This window comes from Roseibium sp. M-1, from assembly GCF_054515675.1.
In genome coordinates, this window is record NZ_CM137257.1 from 20281 (window position 1) to 36521 (window position 16241).

The window sequence follows — 16241 nt, forward strand, 5'->3', positions numbered from 1 at the left end:
CTTTGCCCTCCATGGGTTTAACAATGCTCTCCAGTCAGGGGTGGCCGACGTCGAAAAACACCTGTTCCGATACCTCGTTTGAAAAAATATTCGGTTATTTTCAAGCTCCGGATCCCCCCTGCGAGGTGTGCAAAAAATCCAAAAAACAAATAAATATCAATTCCTTATAGTGTATGCATTCAAGACTGTTAGAATTCTTATCGAGTTTTAAAAAAACACAATTACATTCTCGGAAAGCGTGTTTCGACCTTCTTTAAATGTCCCCTTCAAATTCGGTACCAACGCCAATCCGGCACACATCTGGACAACTGGTAACGAAGCATGACTGAAGCGTTGAAAACAGAACTGGTGAACTTCTCGGAGCTGACCGGTGAAGCTGGCAGCGCCCGGAGGGCGGAACTGGCCAGGCATGTCGCAACTCTCTTCGCGCTGACCTCCGATAGGTGCTCTGACGAGCAAGTGGATATCTATGACAGTGTGCTCTTGCGCCTCGTCGACATGGTCGAAGGTGAAGTCCGCCGCTATGTTGCCGAGCAGATGTCCAGCCTGCGGCGCGGTCCGGAAGAAACGATCCGACGCCTGGCGGATGACGATATCGAGGTCGCCGAACCAATCCTGCTGCGCTCGACCGTTCTGCGCGACAAGGACCTGATCAAGATTGCCGAAAAGCACGGCAATGCCCACCGGTTTGCCATCGCGCAGCGGGAAGTCCTGTCCGAATCGCTGACGGATGTGCTGGTTCGCCGGGGCGATCTGAAGGTCAAGCGCAAGGTTGCCAGCAATGACGGCGCATGCCTTTCCGACGCATCGATCATGGCCCTGATCAGCGACGCGGCCTCCGATGCGACCCTGCAGCTTTCCTTGAGCGAACGGGCGGATCTGGCCGAAGCCCATATCGCCAGCCTGATTTCCGTCGCCAGCGAAGAAGTGCGCCGCAAGCTGCACGCCTCCGGCCGCAGCCACGAGGCGGAACGCGTCGACGAAGCAGCCGATATTGCCGCGCAGCGCATGTCGAACCAGTATTGGCTCGGCCGCTACGATTTCGAAACCGCGCGCAGCCGGGTGCTGCTGCTCGCAAAGCGTGGCATGGTCAACGAGGCCGCTCTGCGCCGGTTTGCGTCCGAAGACCGCTTCGCCGAGGCCGTTGCCACCTTTGCCTGGCTGGTACGGTGTGGTGTGGAAGAGGTCAGCCACTGGATGGTGCGGCCGGATCCGGAGCCTTTCGTGATCCTCGCCAAGTCCTCCGGCTTTTCCTCCATCACGGTCGGTTCGCTGCTGGCGATCGGTCCGTGGCGCCACCGGTTGACGCCGGAATCGCGCAGCGAAGCCATGGCCCAGTTCGAGCGCATGACGATTGCCGAAGCCAAGCGCAAGATGGCGCACTGGAACAACACCGTCATGCACTAAGCCGTGTGGACGGATTGGTTGAGGGCCTCGGGGCATGCAGCCGGAACGGGGTGCAGCCCGAAAAGCCGACCGGTCCTCATGTGGTGGAGCAACCTATATGCGTTTCCCCGAACGCAGGATGCTCCAGAGTTTTCAAGCGCGGTGCCTGCCACCTTTCAGGGCCCGGTTTCTCGGAACCGGGCCTTTTTCTGTCTGCGCGCACCCCTTCCTTTCAATGGCATTCGATCCGTGCCAGAAAGACGCGGACAAGTTGCCGACTCGCTGTGGGGCTGACATGCGCTTCTTTTCCTTGCCTTTTCCAAAGGTCCTTTGCCTCTTCTTTGCCGCTCTTCTGGTGACCTTGAGCGTCACTGCGTTCCCCGCGCCAGGGCAGGCCCAGGGCATTCCGGGTCTATTCGCGGGAGGAAAACCGGCAGAAGACAAGGCTGCTTCAGGTGACGCGGCAAGCGGTGGTCCAGCTTCGGGCGAGGTTGCAAGCGTTCCGGAGGAGAATTTGCCGGACGGCAACGATGCCGGCGAAGGCGCTGCGACGCTTCAGACGATCGAGGAGTTTGCCGACGACGCGGTCGAGGCGCGCGACGTCTTCAAGTCCATCGTCAGGCAGATCCCGACGATCCACGAAACCATCGTGGCAACGCTTCGGGCGCAAGGCGGCGATCGCGGGCTGGCCTGGATCCCGGCGGTTCTGATCGACATCGCCATCGCAGTTGCCTTCGGTTTTGCGGCAGCCCACCTGCTCAACCGCTGGGGCAGGCGGCAGTTCGCCTCCTGGTACCGTGCGGATGTCTATACGCGGACAGACAAGATCATCTACCTTTATTCGCGCGCGCTGCTGATGATCGTCGGTGTCGGCCTGTTCTTCGGCGTTGCGGCGGCCGTCTACCTGATAATCGGCACGGGGCTTGATGCGGCAAACAAAACAGCGCTGGTAGCCGTCAGCGTCATTTCCGTCTTTCTGACCCTGCGGATCGTCTGGCTTAACGTGCTGGCGCCGGATACCGAAAGCCACCGGCTTGTCGCCCTGACGACCCCGGAGGCGAGGGGGCTTTACCGGGTGCTCCTGATCGGGTCGGGCCTGTCGCTTATGACAATTTCCTTCTGCCTCTGGATGGAGCAGCTCGGTCTCTCACCCGACGCCCACAAGATCGCGCTCATCGGCGCGTCCGGCCTGTCGATGCTCATTCTGGTTGGCATCGTCATCGCCTACCGCCGGGTGATCGCCCGCTTGATCCGTGGAGCGGACGGGGCGGATGCACCCGCCTGGCGCCGGGTGCTGGCAGGGGGCTGGCATTTCGCGGCCGTCCTCTATTTCATTGCCGCCTGGATTTTTTCCGCGGTGCGGGTCCTGCTCGATCTGCCCGATGCGACCGGCCTCGTCGGGGCGCCGTTGCAGGTCCTTTTGACCGCGGCAATCGTCTATGGCCTGCTGATCCTCGTCATCGACCGCCTCTTGCTGCCGCGCCTCGACACGGCCGATGCCCAGGCAAAAATCGCCGAGGATATCAAGCGTGCGGAGGAACACGAGGGCGACACGGATGATCCGGAAAGTACGCTCGCCCAGGCTCGGGCGGAGGCTGCCGAGCGCGAAGCGAGACGCTCTCCCTTCCGCGACCTTTTTGACCGCGGCGCGGCGATCCTGGTTGTCTTCACTTCCGTTGACATGCTGGCGTCCTGGTGGGGTGTGCCGCTTGCCGGCAGCGGCTCGCTGATCGGCTCCTTCGTGGAGATCCTGCTGGTCATGTTCCTGGGCTACATGGCCTATGAGGCGGTGAAGATCGTCATCGACCGGCAGATCGCCAAGGAAGCCCCGGTGGAGAAGGACGAGGAAGCGGAAGTCGGGGGCACCGGCGAAAGCCGGATCGCGACTTTGCTGCCGATTTTCCGCAATTTCCTGCTGATCACCATCGTCGTGATCGCGACAATGGTGGTTCTCTCCCAGCTCGGGGTGAACATTGCGCCGCTCTTTGCCGGTGCCGGTGTCGTCGGTCTTGCCATCGGCTTCGGGGCGCAGACGCTGATCCGTGATATCTTCTCCGGCGCCTTCTATCTACTCGACGATGCCTTCCGCAAAGGCGAATATATCGACATCGGCAGCGCCAAGGGTGTCGTTGAAAAGATCTCCATCCGTTCCATGCAGTTGCGCCACCATCGCGGCGCGCTGACGACCGTCCCGTTCGGCGAAATCCAGAAGGTCGAGAACTTCTCCCGTGACTGGGCGGTGATGAAGCTCGCCTTCCGCGTCACCTATGACACGGACGTGGAGAAGATGCGCAAGATCATCAAGAATTTCGGCAAGGAGCTGCTCGAGGACGAATATTACGGGCCGATGTTCCTGGCGCCGCTGAAGTCCCAGGGCATCATGTCGATGGAAGACAGCGCCATGATCGCGCGGGTGAAGTTCACCACCAAGCCGGGCAAGCAGTTCGAATTGCGCAAGGTGGTCTATGCCGGATTGCGCGATCTGTTCGAGCAGAACGGCATCCGCTTCGCGCATCGACAGGTCACCGTACGGGTCGCCGGGGCAGATGGAGAGGAAGAGGAGCTGACCCCCGTCACCAGGGCGCGCGCGGCGGCCGGCGCTGCTGCTGCCGGGATGCTCGGTGAAGGCATGGACGAAGGCGAGGGGACGGCCGAACAGCTCTGACCGGCAGCAAGGTCTGCTGCGGCGATCCTTTCACGATGGTATGCTTTCCTGCCGCTTGAGTGTTGCGAAGGGGGAAGTCATGCTGAAACCGACATGCATTGCCATTGGCCTCGTTCTATCAAGTTGGGGTTTGGCGATTGCCGGACCGTTGCAGGAAAAGACGGCCGCGGTAGAGGCGGCGCTTGCGGAGGGCAACGGCGGCGAGGCCATCGCACAGATGCGCGAGGTGCTGTTCGAGGTCTGGAAGCAGGCGCCGCTCGCCATTCAGACCGCAACTTTCGTGACGGCGCCCGCAGATGGTTATGGCCTATATACAGTTCGAACCGACACCGCCTTCGGATCCGGCGAACCGCTCCTCATCTACCTGGAGCCCATCGGATTCGACTGGAAACAGGAGAATGGCCTCTTCACGTCCTTGCTGACGGTCGATTTCGACCTCGGGACACCCGACGGCACGGTATTGGCCAGCCAGAAGGGGTTCGGCCGGTTCGATTTCAAAAGCCACGTGCCGAACACGGAATATATGGCCAATCTGACACTGAACGTCAGTGGCGCGCCCGCAGGCGATTATGTGCTCGATCTGATCGTAAACGATGAGACCGGAAGCGGGTCAGCCAAGGTTCGGATGCCGTTTTCGATCAAATAGTGGGCTTGCCGAAGGCCAAGACGGGCAGCATCCGGACTTTCAGCGCCTAAGCGCATGGACCTCCTGCATGAAATCTTATATCGGTCCCGGCGGACATATACGACGGGACCGGAATGCGGATCGGATTTCAGGCAGGCACACTCAATGAACGCGGCATGAGCGTCGCGCTCTACGACTATGCGCGCGGAGTCCAGGACATCCTCGGTCACGAGGCCTTCGTCTTTTACAACGAAACCAAGAGCGCTCCGGCTGTCGTTGAAAAGTTCGGGACAGGTCTCACCCTGGTCCCGGTCAGGCACGGTCAGGATGCCCGCGGGGTCAGCGAACCTTACCGGCTGGATTTCTGCTACTACATTCGCGAAGGCCGTTCGTTAGGGCTCAATATCGCGGCCGAACGGGCTGGCGTCCATGCCGTCTTCCGGCATTTCGACCCTCATGGCGACGTCTATGCCTATGTTTCGGACTGGCTGGCCGGCTGGATGACCGGTGGTCTCGCCCCGGCGGTGCCGCATATCGTCGACCTGCCGGAGGCTGGCGGGACATTGCGGCAAGAGCTTGGACTGCCCGCAGATGCCTTTGTTGTCGGCCGGTACGGCGGCTTCGACCAGTTCAACCTGCCTTTTGCCCATGCGGCTGTGAAAGAGGCGCTGGATCGGCGCTCAAATCTGCACTTCCTGTTCGTCAATACGGAAAAATTTCTCGATCACCCGCGGGCGCTGTTTCTGCCCGCCATTGTCGATGATCGGCAAAAGTCCCGCTTCATTGCCACCTGCGATGCCGGCATCAATGCCAAGAAGATCGGCGAAAGCTTCGGCCTGGCGATCGCCGAATTTCTCATGTTCGGCAAGCCGGTGTTCAGCTGGGCGGGTGGCATGGACCAGAACCACGTTGCCATGACTCCAAAGACCGAATGGATCTATAAGACCCGCCGCGATCTTGTGCGCCTCCTGACCGATTATGCCCCTTCGCCGCAAGACAGCGATATTGCGTGCAACTCCGTTACTGCGTTTCGGCCGGAACCGGTGATGAGGACTTTCGAAAAGGTGTTCCTCGGCAATGGCTCGCCGGCCAAGGACCTGAGGTTGTCACCCGGGTTCAAGGCCAGACGGTTGGTTCAGGAAAAAGCCCTGCGTGCACGATTCCTGCTCTGGAAAGGCGTCTAGGAACTCCCATGAAATTGTTTGACTGCTTCGTCTTTCACAACGAATTCGACCTCCTGGAAATCCGCCTGCGGGAAATGGGCGGCCATGTCGATCATTTCGTTCTGGTGGAGGCCAACCAGACCCAGCGCGGTGGTGCGAAGCCTTACTACTTTGCCGAAAACCGCGAGCGTTTCGCGCCCTGGGCGGACAAGATCATCGACCTTCAGGTGGCGTTTCCGGACGCATTGCCGCCCGCACTCGGGGTTTACAAGAACCGTCGCAAGAAGGACTGGGAACGCGAGAACTACCAGCGCAACTGCATCGGCCGGGCGCTGGAAACCTGTGCGCCGGACGACCTGGTCCTGCTGTCGGATGTCGACGAGATCGTTCGGTCCGATGTGCTGGAGCGTGTCTTGAACGACCGGGCCTACAAGGGCCGGCTGCTGGTCTTCGAACAGAGCCTGCACAAGCACCATCTCGACCGGATCGTGCCGGGCAAGACCTGGCTGCTCGGCTCCAGGATGATTGAGAGAAAATACCTGACGACACCGCAGCAGCTGCGCCGGACCAAGGCGCGGATGACAAAGAAGCCATATGTACCGGATTTTCTGACGCAGCCGCTCTTGAGGATCCGCAACAACAACCTGACGGGGATCAGCCGTCCGGTGAAGATCCTCGCCGGCGCAGGCTGGCACTTCTCTTCCATGGGCGGCCTGGAAGCCTTCCGCACCAAGCTGAATTCCGTTGTGCATGGCCAGACAGTCGACACCAGCGATATCAAGCGCCTCTATGAGCGGGAACTCACAGGCACGGAGCTGATCTCAAGCGACAGCCTGCCGGCCTGTGTCCACGAAGGCAGGTTCGATCACATGCTGGCGGCAGGTGCCGCAGAAGGTTAGGCGGCAGCGTCTGTCCTTCGACCGTCAGGCTTCCCCGATATTGCTGATTTGTCGTTCTCTCCGGTTCGATCGTCATGGTCATCGGAGGAGGTTGAACGCGCCCAAACGTCGCTGGAGATATGCGTCCGCTTTTCGATCCGGTGCGCGAAACTCGCACTTTCCCCAGAGAGAAGGCAGACTTGTGCCTTGTCGGTGCTGTCTGCCGACCTCTGCTGTCTTTAAAGTGGGTTCCGACGAATCCCGACAAAACCGTGTCGCATTTGTTTTGATCGCTTGCATCGGCTTTTGGATTGATATAAAGATATCTTTATATCGACATTGATGGCGAAGCAGATGATCGAAGAACAGACCCTTTCCGTGGACGACACGCTGGCCGCTCTCAGAGCCGTCGGGGAGACGACGCGCCTGCGCCTGATCGCGCTGCTGGCCGAGAGCGAGCTGACCGTGAAGGATGCGACGGCGATCCTCGGCCAGAGCCAGCCGCGTATCTCGCGTCATCTGAAGCTTCTTGCCGAAGCCGATCTCATCCAGCGCTTCCCGGAAGGCTCCTGGGTCTATTACCGTCTCGCCGACGGCCCCGAAGGCCAGCTTGCGCGGGATCTGGTGGCGCGGATTTCAGGAGAAGATCCGGTACTAGCCGCCGACCAGGAACGTTTCCAGGCGATCCGCAAGGCCAAGGCAGACGAGGCCGCCGCCTATTTTGCCGCCCGCGCGCTCTCCTGGGACCGCGAGCGATCGCTGCATGTCTCCGAGGCAGATGTCGAGGCAGCCATGCGCAAGGCGCTGGGCGACAAGCCGTTCCAGTCCTTTCTGGATCTGGGCACCGGCACCGGCCGCCTGCTGGAAGTCTTCGCCGGCCAGTATGCCTCCGCGCTCGGCGTCGATGCCTCGCATGACATGCTCGCGGTCGCCCGTGCCAACCTTGCCAAGGCGGGCCTCAGCAATGCCCAGGTGCGCCATGGCGACGTCTATGCGCTCAACGTGCCGCCGCGTTCCTTCGACGTGGTGACGATCCACCAGGTGCTGCACTTCCTGGACGAACCGGCACGGGCGCTCAACGAAGCTGCCCGAGCCCTGCGTCCCGGCGGGCGCCTGCTGATCATCGATTTTGCTCCACACCAGCTGGAGTTCCTGCGCGACAAGCACGCGCATCGCCGTCTGGGCTTTGCCCATGACCAGATGGAACGCTGGCTGGAAGCACTCGACCTGGACCTGGAACAGGTGACCGATCTGGTTCCGGGCGACGGCAACGACACCAACCTGACCGTAACCCTTTGGCTTGCGCGTGACCGCCGTATCGTCACCGACCTGCCTGCCCGAGACACGTCCCGAGAGGTCGCTTAATATGACTGACAACAACAACCGCCGGTCACATCAGGCCGCTCCGTCGCCGATCACGGCGTCGTTCGAGTTTTTTCCGCCGAAGACCGACAAGATGGCCGAGACCCTGTGGCAGACGGTCCAGCGGCTGGCGCCGCTCAGCCCGTCCTTCGTCTCCGTCACCTATGGGGCAGGCGGCTCCACGCGCGAGCGCACCCATCGCACCGTCGAGCGGATCCTGAAGGAATCCGATCTGGCGCCCGCCGCGCACCTGACCTGTGTCGGTGCGGCGCGCGAAGAGGTCGATGCCATCGTCAGGGACTACTGGGACCTCGGCGTTCGCCATCTGGTGGCCCTGCGCGGCGATCCGCTCACCGGTATCGGCTCGCGCTATGTGCCGCATGACGGCGGCTACGCCTATGCGTCCGACCTTGTCGCAGGGATCAAGAAGATCGCCAATTTCGACATTTCCGTTTCCGGTTATCCGGAAAGACACCCGGAAAGTGGCAACTGGCAGAGCGAGATCGACAATCTGAAGCGCAAGGTGGATGCGGGCGCGGACCGGATCATCACCCAGTATTTCTTCGACAACGATCTTTTCGACGACTACCTGGACCGCATCGCGGCCGCCGGCATCAACATTCCGGTCATCCCGGGCATCCTGCCGATCCACAATTTCGAGCAGACCATGGTCTTTTCCGCCAAATGCGGCACCTCGATCCCGCAGTGGCTGGCACGCCGGTTCTCGGGTCTCGTGGATGATCCCGAAACCCGCAAGCTCGTCGGCGTCGCCGTTGCCTGCGAGCAGGTGATGGACCTGGTCGACCGCGGCATCAACGACTTCCACTTCTACACCATGAACCGCGCCGACCTGACCTACGCCATTTGCCACATGCTCGGCATGGGAAAGCCCGAGACGAAGGAAACCCTGGCGGCCTGAAGAGCTCTGTTTGGGGGCAATGATCAAGGTGCATAGCTTTGGTTTGAAAGTGAACCCCCACCTCTAGCCCCTCCCCACAAGGGGGAGGGGACGGGCCACAAATGCAGAGCCGCCATGCCCGATTGCTACGACGGGGATGCAGGGTGTGCGGCACGGCGGAGCAGAATTCCCTTCCCCCTTGTGGGGAAGGGTTAGGGAAGGGGGTAATCGGCGCAGCCGAAATGACCCTCGCTCCAAAAGATTAGGCATCAGGCCGGAACGACGCAGGACGCGGAGCGACATGATCAAGTTAAGCACTGCCGATAATATCGAGACGACCGCCTTTGCGGTGCTGCGGGAACAGGGCTTCGAACTTCATGTTGTCGACATGGGCGGTGACAGGACCCGTCTCATCGTTGCAACGGACGGGAACCACGAACTCCGCGGCCATTCGGCTCTGGAAATTCTCGGGCTTCTTGCCGTCTTCCAGGCCCGCGGCGCGGACTGGCAGCCGACCGAGGACGAGGTCCACACAAGGACCAAATTCTGGGACGCCTCCTACAACGACACCGACCGGGACAGCTAACGCTGCTGCCGGTCCTGAATTGACTTCACTCCGGCATGTGCCGGTAAAACAATAGAAATTTCCGGAAGGAAACACCCGTGATCAAGTCAGACGCCTTCGAGCGCCTCCGTGACCTCGCCAAGACCCGTATTCTCGTGCTTGACGGTGCCATGGGCACGGAAATCCAGCTCTTGAAGCTCGATGAAGCCGCCTATCGCGGCGCACGCTTCAAGGACTGGCCGAGCGATGTGAAGGGCAACAACGACCTCCTCAGCCTGACCCAGCCGGACGCCATCCGGCAGATCCATGTCGATTACCTGGAAGCCGGCGCGGATATCATCGAGACCAACACCTTCTCGTCGACGACCATCGCCCAGGCCGATTACGGCATGGAAGAACTGGCCTATGAACTGAACCTGGAAAGCGCCAGGCTGGCGCGGGAAGCCTGCGACCGCGTCACCGCACGGGATCCGTCCCGGCCGCGCTTCGTCGCCGGTGCCCTTGGCCCGACCAACCGGACCGCATCCATCTCGCCGGATGTGAACAATCCGGGGTATCGCGCTGTTTCCTTTGACGATCTTCGTATTGCCTATGCGGAGGCCGTGCGCGGCCTGATCGCTGGCGGTGCCGATATCATCCTTGTGGAAACCATCTTTGATACGCTGAATGCCAAGGCGGCGCTCTTTGCCATCGACGAAGTGTTCGAGGAAAACGGCAAACTTCTGCCGGTGATGATCTCCGGCACGATCACCGACCTGTCCGGCCGTACGCTGTCCGGCCAGACGCCGGAAGCCTTCTGGAACTCGGTACGCCATACGAACCCGCTGACCATCGGCCTCAACTGTGCTCTCGGCGCGAAGGAAATGCGCGCTCATATCGACGAACTCGGCCGTGTCGCCGACACGCTGGTCTGCGCCTATCCGAATGCCGGTCTTCCCAACGAATTCGGCGAATATGACGAGAGCCCGGCGCAGATGGCGGCGCTTGTCGGCGAATTCGCGGCGGCCGGTCTCGTCAATTTCGTCGGCGGCTGCTGCGGGTCCACGCCGGCCCACATCCGGGCGATCGCCGAGGCGGTTGCGGATAAGAAGCCGCGCGAAATTCCGGAAATCGACATCCACATGCGCCTGTCGGGCCTGGAGCCGTTTGTCGTCACCAGGGAAACCAACTTCGTCAATGTGGGCGAGCGCACCAACGTCACCGGCTCGGCAAAATTCCGGAAGCTGATCAAGGAGGGCGATTACTCCGCCGCGCTCGACGTTGCCCGCCAGCAGGTGGAAAACGGTGCCCAGATCATCGACGTCAACATGGACGAGGGCCTGCTCGATTCCGAAGCCGCCATGGTCACCTTCCTGAACCTTGTGGCCGCGGAACCGGACATTGCCAAGGTGCCGGTGATGATCGACAGCTCCAAATGGACGGTCATCGAGGCGGGCCTCAAATGCATCCAGGGAAAGGGCGTGGTGAACTCCATTTCGCTGAAAGAGGGCGAAGAGGAATTCATCAAGCATGCCAGGCTGGTTCGCCGCTACGGCGCGGCCGTGGTGGTGATGGCCTTTGACGAAAAGGGCCAGGCAGACACGTTCCAGCGCAAGACGGAAATCTGTGCGCGCTCCTACAAGGTGCTGACGGAAAAGGTCGGCTTCCCGCCGGAAGACATCATCTTCGACCCGAACATCTTCGCGGTCGCGACCGGCATCGAAGAACACAACAATTACGGTGTCGACTTTATCGAGGCGACGGGCTGGATCCGTGAGCACCTGCCGCATGCCCATGTGTCGGGCGGCGTCTCGAACCTCTCCTTCTCCTTCCGCGGCAACGAGGCGGTCCGTGAGGCGATGCATTCGGTGTTCCTCTATCACTGCATCAAGCGCGGCATGGACATGGGCATCGTCAATGCCGGCCAGCTTGCGGTCTATTACGATCTCGACCAGGAACTGCGCGACCTCTGCGAGGACGTGGTGCTGAACCGCCGCGCGGATTCCACCGACCGGATGCTTGAAGCGGCCGAACGCTGGAAAGGCGAGGGCGGCAAGAAGCGGGAAGCGGATCTCACCTGGCGCACCTGGGGTGTCGCCAAGCGGATTGAACATGCGCTCGTCCATGGCATTGACGATTACGTCGTCGAGGACACGGAAGAAGCCCGCCAGGCTTTCGACCGGCCGCTGCATGTGATCGAGGGCCCGCTGATGGATGGCATGAATGTTGTCGGCGATCTCTTCGGCTCGGGCCAGATGTTCCTGCCGCAGGTGGTGAAGTCCGCCCGCGTCATGAAGAAGGCGGTCGCCTATCTGATGCCTTTCATGGAAAAGGAAAAGGAGGAGCAGGGCCTCACGGGCCAGTCTTCCGCCGGCAAGATCCTGATGGCGACCGTCAAGGGCGACGTCCATGATATCGGCAAGAACATCGTCGGCGTCGTGCTCCAGTGCAACAACTTCGAGGTGATCGACCTCGGCGTGATGGTACCGGCGGCAAAGATCCTGGAAACCGCCAAGACAGAGAAAGTCGACATGATCGGCCTGTCCGGCCTGATCACGCCCTCGCTCGATGAAATGTGCCATGTCGCCGCCGAGCTGGAACGCGAGGGCCTCGATGTGCCGCTGCTGATCGGCGGGGCGACAACGTCCAAGATCCATACGGCGGTAAAGATCCACCCGAACTATGCCCGCGGCCAGGCGATCTACGTCACCGATGCGGGCCGGGCGGTCGGCGTTGCCTCCAAACTGATGAGCGAAGGCGGCCGCGCACCCTACTTTGCCGATGTGCGCGCCGAATATGCGGACATTGCCGAAAAGCATGCAGCCGGCCGCGGTGCCCAGCAGCGCACGCCGCTGAAGGTGGCGCGGGAGAACGCCTTCAAAGCGGACTTCGCTGACAAGCCGCCGGTGGCACCGAAAAAGCCGGGCACGACAGTGTTTGAAGACTTCCCGCTGGAAGAGCTGGTCCCGGTCATCGACTGGACGCCGTTCTTCGCCACCTGGGAAATCAAGGGCCGTTATCCGGCAGTCCTGACCGACAACCGCTACGGACCGGCCGCGAAAGCGCTCTATGACGACGCAAGGCGCATGCTGGACGAAATCGTGGAGAAGAAGCTGCTGACCGCCAGGGGCATTGCGGCCCTCTGGCCGGCAAACGCGGTTGGAGACGACATTCGCCTCTATACCGACGAAAGCCGGTCGGAGACGATGGCAACCTTCTACACGCTGCGCCAGCAGATGAGCCGGACGGCAGGTGGACGGGCAAACGTCGCCCTCAGCGATTTCGTCGCGCCGGCGGACAGTGGCATCGCCGACTGGATCGGCGGCTTTGCCGTGACTGCAGGCCATGGCGAGGACGAGCTGGCGGCGCGCTATGCACGGGCGGGAGACGACTACAACAAAATCCTCTCCCAGGCGCTGGCTGACCGGCTGGCGGAAGCCTTTGCCGAGAAGCTGCATCAGATCGTTCGCAAGGATCTCTGGGGCTACGCGGCGGGCGAAAACCTGTCGGTCGACGATATTATCGGCGAGAAGTATCAGGGCATCCGCCCGGCAGCCGGGTATCCTGCCCAGCCGGACCACACGGAAAAGGACACGCTCTTCCGCCTGCTCGATGCGGAGCGCCTGACGGGCATTCAGTTGACCGAAAGCCGGGCAATGCTGCCGGGCTCGTCCGTCTCCGGTCTCTATATCGGCCATGCGGACAGCCACTATTTCGGCGTCGGCAAAATCGAGAAGGACCAGGTGGAGGATTATGCGCTGCGCAAGGGATGGGACCTCGGTTACGCGGAGCGCTGGCTGGCACCCATCCTCAACTACGATCCGGCCCGGATGGAGGCCGCCGAGTAGGCCCGACCTCTCCCTAAAGTCCCGGAACCGACCGGCCTCCCGTGCGTTATCCACGGGAGGCCTTTTATTTTTTCGATCAAAATAAATGACGTAAGGAAACTAACACATTTTTTTGAGAATATGCACAATGTGCACCCTTGTAATGTGCACGCAGTGCGCTAATATGAGTCTCATAAGGCGGTTGCAGCAAACGATCTGTACCTGCCAAAGGAGAAAAACATGACTGTGCAAATCGCTAGAATTTTTCTGGTTCAGCATCGCCAGGACTACAACCGGGACCGCCTCGCGTGGCTGCCGTCGCGGCTCTATCGCTCCTGGCGCGAAGCAAAACCAAGAAATCAGGAAGCCTCGAAGGCTGCCTGAGCCGGGCCCCAACCCGATTTGGCCCCAAAAAACAACAACAACAGACCAAAGGCGTCTCGATTGCCCCGGGCGCCTGCCCACCCACTCGACAAAACCCGGCCCTGGCCGGGTTTTTTGTTGGCATCGGTCAGGTGCGGCTGAGGAGGAGCCTCACGCCGGCAAAGGTGAAGAAGCAACCGAGCAGAACCTGGATGCTCCGCCGGGCTCTCGCATAGAGCCCGACCATAACCGCGCTGGAAAAGGCGATGGCGTAGAGCTGGTGAATCACCACCGAGAGCAGGAACGTGCCAAGGACGATAACGGCTCCGACCCACCAGGGGGCGTCCTGCTGCATGCCGAGCGAGACGACGGCAATCCAGGCAAGCGCCGCCTTCGGGTTGGTCATCTGGACGGTATAGCCGCGGATCATGTAGCCGAAAGCCGTGCGCCTGCCGCCCGCAAGTTCCCGTGCCTCGGTTTCCTGTGCCGACCGCGCCGCCTTGAAGGCCTTGAAGGCGAGCCAAAGCAGGTAAAGCCCGCCGACGATCTTGATCACTGTTAGCGCCGCCGCAAAGGTGGCAAGCAGAGCAGACAGCCCGAGAACGGTCAAGGTTGCCCAGGTCAGGGAACCGGAGGCGACGCCGAAAGCCAGGGCCATGCCCGACTTCCGGTCGACACTCATGGCGGTTCCCATGATCGCAAGAACGTTCGGTCCGGGGCTGATGATGCCCAGGAGAAAAGCCGAGTAGGCGAGCAGTATGCCGGGCAGGTAGGTTGAGAACTGGTCCATCGTAATCTCCTTCGGTTGGCGCTTGCGCCAGCTTAATGAGGTTGGCCTGCTCGTTACTTCGTCCGTGGTCGAAGCATGGACGTTTTTCGCAAATTCCGGCAGGTTCACCCTATCGCAACCTCATCCTGAGGAGCCGCGATAGCGGCGTCTCGAAGGATGGGCCCCTTGCTCCTGAGTGTGTCGCCCATCCTTCGAGACGGACCTGAAGGTCCTCCTCAGGATGAGGGGAATTTGGCTGTTAGGCTTGTCAGCCGTGGTCAGCCGACCGGAAACAGCTTCCTCAGTTCCGTTTCGCCCTTCGGCGAAATGTGCACAATCCGGCCGGAGATTTCCCTGCGCAGCCAGTTCCGTTCCATGAACCGCGTCAGCAGGGCTGCACCGAGACTGCCGGCGAGGTGATTGCGCCGTTCGCTCCAGTCGAGACACGCCCGGCACATCGGCCGGCGGTTGGCGGTGAGGGAGGGGAGATCTATACCGATGCCCGAGACGAAACCTTCGCCATCTTCCGTCAGAGCAAGACCGCCGGTATCGGAGGAAACGGCGAGGAAGTTGCGCGCCTGCAGGCTGTCGAAGATCCGGACGGCCATGTCGCCCGCCAGGTGATCGTAGCAGACGCGGGCAGCGCGCATCTTCGGGTCCTTCGGGCCGGTGCGGGTGCGCAGATGCCCCTTGCGGGCAGCCAGGCCCATCACGGCTTCCAGCACGGCACCGACTTCCGGCCCTGCGAGGGTGAAGTAGCGGTGGCGGCCCTGCTTGGCCTGGGCCAGCAATCCGCCTTCCATCAGCTTCTTCAGGTGCGAACTTGCCGTCGGGCCGGTGATGCCGGCTTCCGTTGCCAGTTCCGTTGCCGTCAACGCCTTGCCGCTCAAGAGCGCACTCAGGATGTTGGCGCGGGCGGGATCTCCCATCAGTGCACCGATGCGCGCGATGTCCGGTCCGTCTTTCATCAGGTCTCTCCCATGGTTCGATCTACATCGAAGCATTGCAGTCGCGGAGCATGGCACAGAGGGGCCATCAAGACCACCGACTTCAACCCATCGACTTCAACAAGGACCGGACATGATCACCTGTTTCATCCGCTACCACATCGACCCGACGAAACGTGCCGCCTTCGAGCAATATGCCCGCAACTGGGGCCAGGCGATTCCGCGCTGCGGGGCCGATCTCATCGGCTACTACGCGCCGCATGAAGGCTCCACGACACTCGCCTACGGTGTCTATTCGATCGAAAACCTCGCCGCCTACGAGGCCTATCGGGCACGGCTTGCGGCCGACCCGCTGGGACAGGAGAACTACGCCTTTGCCATGAAGGAGAAATTCATCTTGCGGGAAGACCGCACCTTCCTGAAACTGGCTTCCGCACCGCATGCCAAGGGAGAGATTTTCAAATGATTGCCGTGATTTTCGAGGTCATTCCGCATGCGGACAAGAAACAGGCCTATCTCGACATGGCCGCCGAAATGCGGCCGCTGGTCGAGAAGATCGACGGCTTCCTTTCCGTGGAGCGCTTCCAGAGCCTCACCAATCCGGAGAAGCTTCTTTCCCTGTCCTTTTTCCGGGACGAGGCGGCGCTCGACGAATGGCGCCGCCTGACCCAGCACCGCAAGGCGCAGAAGGCCGGGCGCAACAGCTACTTCAAGGATTACAGGCTTCGCATTGCCGGCGTGATGCGCGATTACGGATTGAACGATCGCGATGAAGCACCCGCCGACAGCCGCGAAGCGAACGGATAAGCCGCAC

The 16241-nt window shown here is 61.1% G+C and carries 14 protein-coding genes; 12 read left to right on the forward strand and 2 right to left on the reverse strand.

Going from position 1 to position 16241, the window contains the following annotated elements; genetic code table 11:
* The first annotated feature begins 321 nt into the window (after positions 1 to 321).
* From ACX3M4_RS00105 to ACX3M4_RS00150, 10 genes are all read left to right on the forward strand, one after another.
* The gene (locus ACX3M4_RS00105; RefSeq protein ID WP_459356575.1) at positions 322 to 1407 is read left to right on the forward strand and encodes a DUF2336 domain-containing protein; all 1086 of its coding nucleotides are present in this window, start codon (positions 322 to 324) and stop codon (positions 1405 to 1407) included.
* A 274-nt stretch (positions 1408 to 1681) separates the two neighbouring features.
* Positions 1682 to 4051: a mechanosensitive ion channel family protein gene (locus ACX3M4_RS00110; RefSeq protein ID WP_459356576.1), complete on the forward strand. Its 2370-nt coding sequence runs from the start codon at positions 1682 to 1684 to the stop codon at positions 4049 to 4051.
* Positions 4052 to 4130: 79 nt separating this feature from the next.
* A complete protein-coding gene (locus ACX3M4_RS00115) occupies positions 4131 to 4697 on the forward strand; it encodes a hypothetical protein (protein WP_459356577.1) in 567 nt (188 codons plus the stop codon).
* A 113-nt stretch (positions 4698 to 4810) separates the two neighbouring features.
* Positions 4811 to 5860 carry a glycosyltransferase family protein gene (locus ACX3M4_RS00120; protein ID WP_459356578.1) on the forward strand — a complete coding sequence of 350 codons (1050 nt, stop codon included), beginning with the start codon at positions 4811 to 4813 and terminating at the stop codon, positions 5858 to 5860.
* Positions 5861 to 5868: 8 nt separating this feature from the next.
* Positions 5869 to 6738: a hypothetical protein gene (locus ACX3M4_RS00125; RefSeq protein ID WP_459356579.1), complete on the forward strand. Its 870-nt coding sequence runs from the start codon at positions 5869 to 5871 to the stop codon at positions 6736 to 6738.
* Positions 6739 to 7071: 333 nt separating this feature from the next.
* Positions 7072 to 8082 carry an ArsR/SmtB family transcription factor gene (locus ACX3M4_RS00130; protein ID WP_459356580.1) on the forward strand — a complete coding sequence of 337 codons (1011 nt, stop codon included), beginning with the start codon at positions 7072 to 7074 and terminating at the stop codon, positions 8080 to 8082.
* Position 8083: 1 nt separating this feature from the next.
* Positions 8084 to 8998, forward strand: a complete 915-nt coding sequence (gene metF, locus ACX3M4_RS00135) for a methylenetetrahydrofolate reductase [NAD(P)H] (RefSeq protein ID WP_459356581.1) — start codon at positions 8084 to 8086, stop codon at positions 8996 to 8998.
* A gap of 280 nt (positions 8999 to 9278) precedes the next feature.
* Positions 9279 to 9563, forward strand: coding sequence for a hypothetical protein (locus ACX3M4_RS00140; protein WP_459356582.1), 285 nt, complete (start codon positions 9279 to 9281; stop codon positions 9561 to 9563).
* A gap of 77 nt (positions 9564 to 9640) precedes the next feature.
* Positions 9641 to 13369 carry a methionine synthase gene (gene metH / locus ACX3M4_RS00145; RefSeq protein ID WP_459356583.1) on the forward strand — a complete coding sequence of 1243 codons (3729 nt, stop codon included), beginning with the start codon at positions 9641 to 9643 and terminating at the stop codon, positions 13367 to 13369.
* A 219-nt stretch (positions 13370 to 13588) separates the two neighbouring features.
* Positions 13589 to 13732 (forward strand): hypothetical protein, encoded by a 144-nt coding sequence (locus ACX3M4_RS00150; RefSeq protein WP_459356584.1) that lies wholly within the window; start codon positions 13589 to 13591, stop codon positions 13730 to 13732.
* A gap of 127 nt (positions 13733 to 13859) precedes the next feature.
* Here ACX3M4_RS00150 and ACX3M4_RS00155 read toward each other — a convergent pair whose 3' ends face one another.
* Both ACX3M4_RS00155 and ACX3M4_RS00160 read right to left on the reverse strand, forming a co-directional pair.
* Complete coding sequence (locus ACX3M4_RS00155; RefSeq protein ID WP_459356585.1) at positions 13860 to 14501, reverse strand: LysE family translocator; 642 nt, start codon at positions 14499 to 14501, stop codon at positions 13860 to 13862.
* A gap of 257 nt (positions 14502 to 14758) precedes the next feature.
* Positions 14759 to 15448, reverse strand: a complete 690-nt coding sequence (locus ACX3M4_RS00160) for an ArsR/SmtB family transcription factor (RefSeq protein ID WP_459356586.1) — start codon at positions 15446 to 15448, stop codon at positions 14759 to 14761.
* Positions 15449 to 15560: 112 nt separating this feature from the next.
* Between ACX3M4_RS00160 and ACX3M4_RS00165 the strand changes: the two genes are divergently transcribed.
* On the forward strand, positions 15561 to 15893 hold the full coding sequence (locus ACX3M4_RS00165; protein WP_459356587.1) for an NIPSNAP family protein: 333 nt from the start codon (positions 15561 to 15563) through the stop codon (positions 15891 to 15893).
* Entirely contained in the window at positions 15890 to 16234 is a 345-nt protein-coding gene (locus ACX3M4_RS00170; RefSeq protein WP_459356588.1) for an antibiotic biosynthesis monooxygenase family protein, read from the forward strand. Before ACX3M4_RS00165 ends, ACX3M4_RS00170 begins: the two co-directional genes overlap by 4 nt.
* Positions 16235 to 16241: the final 7 nt, after the last annotated feature.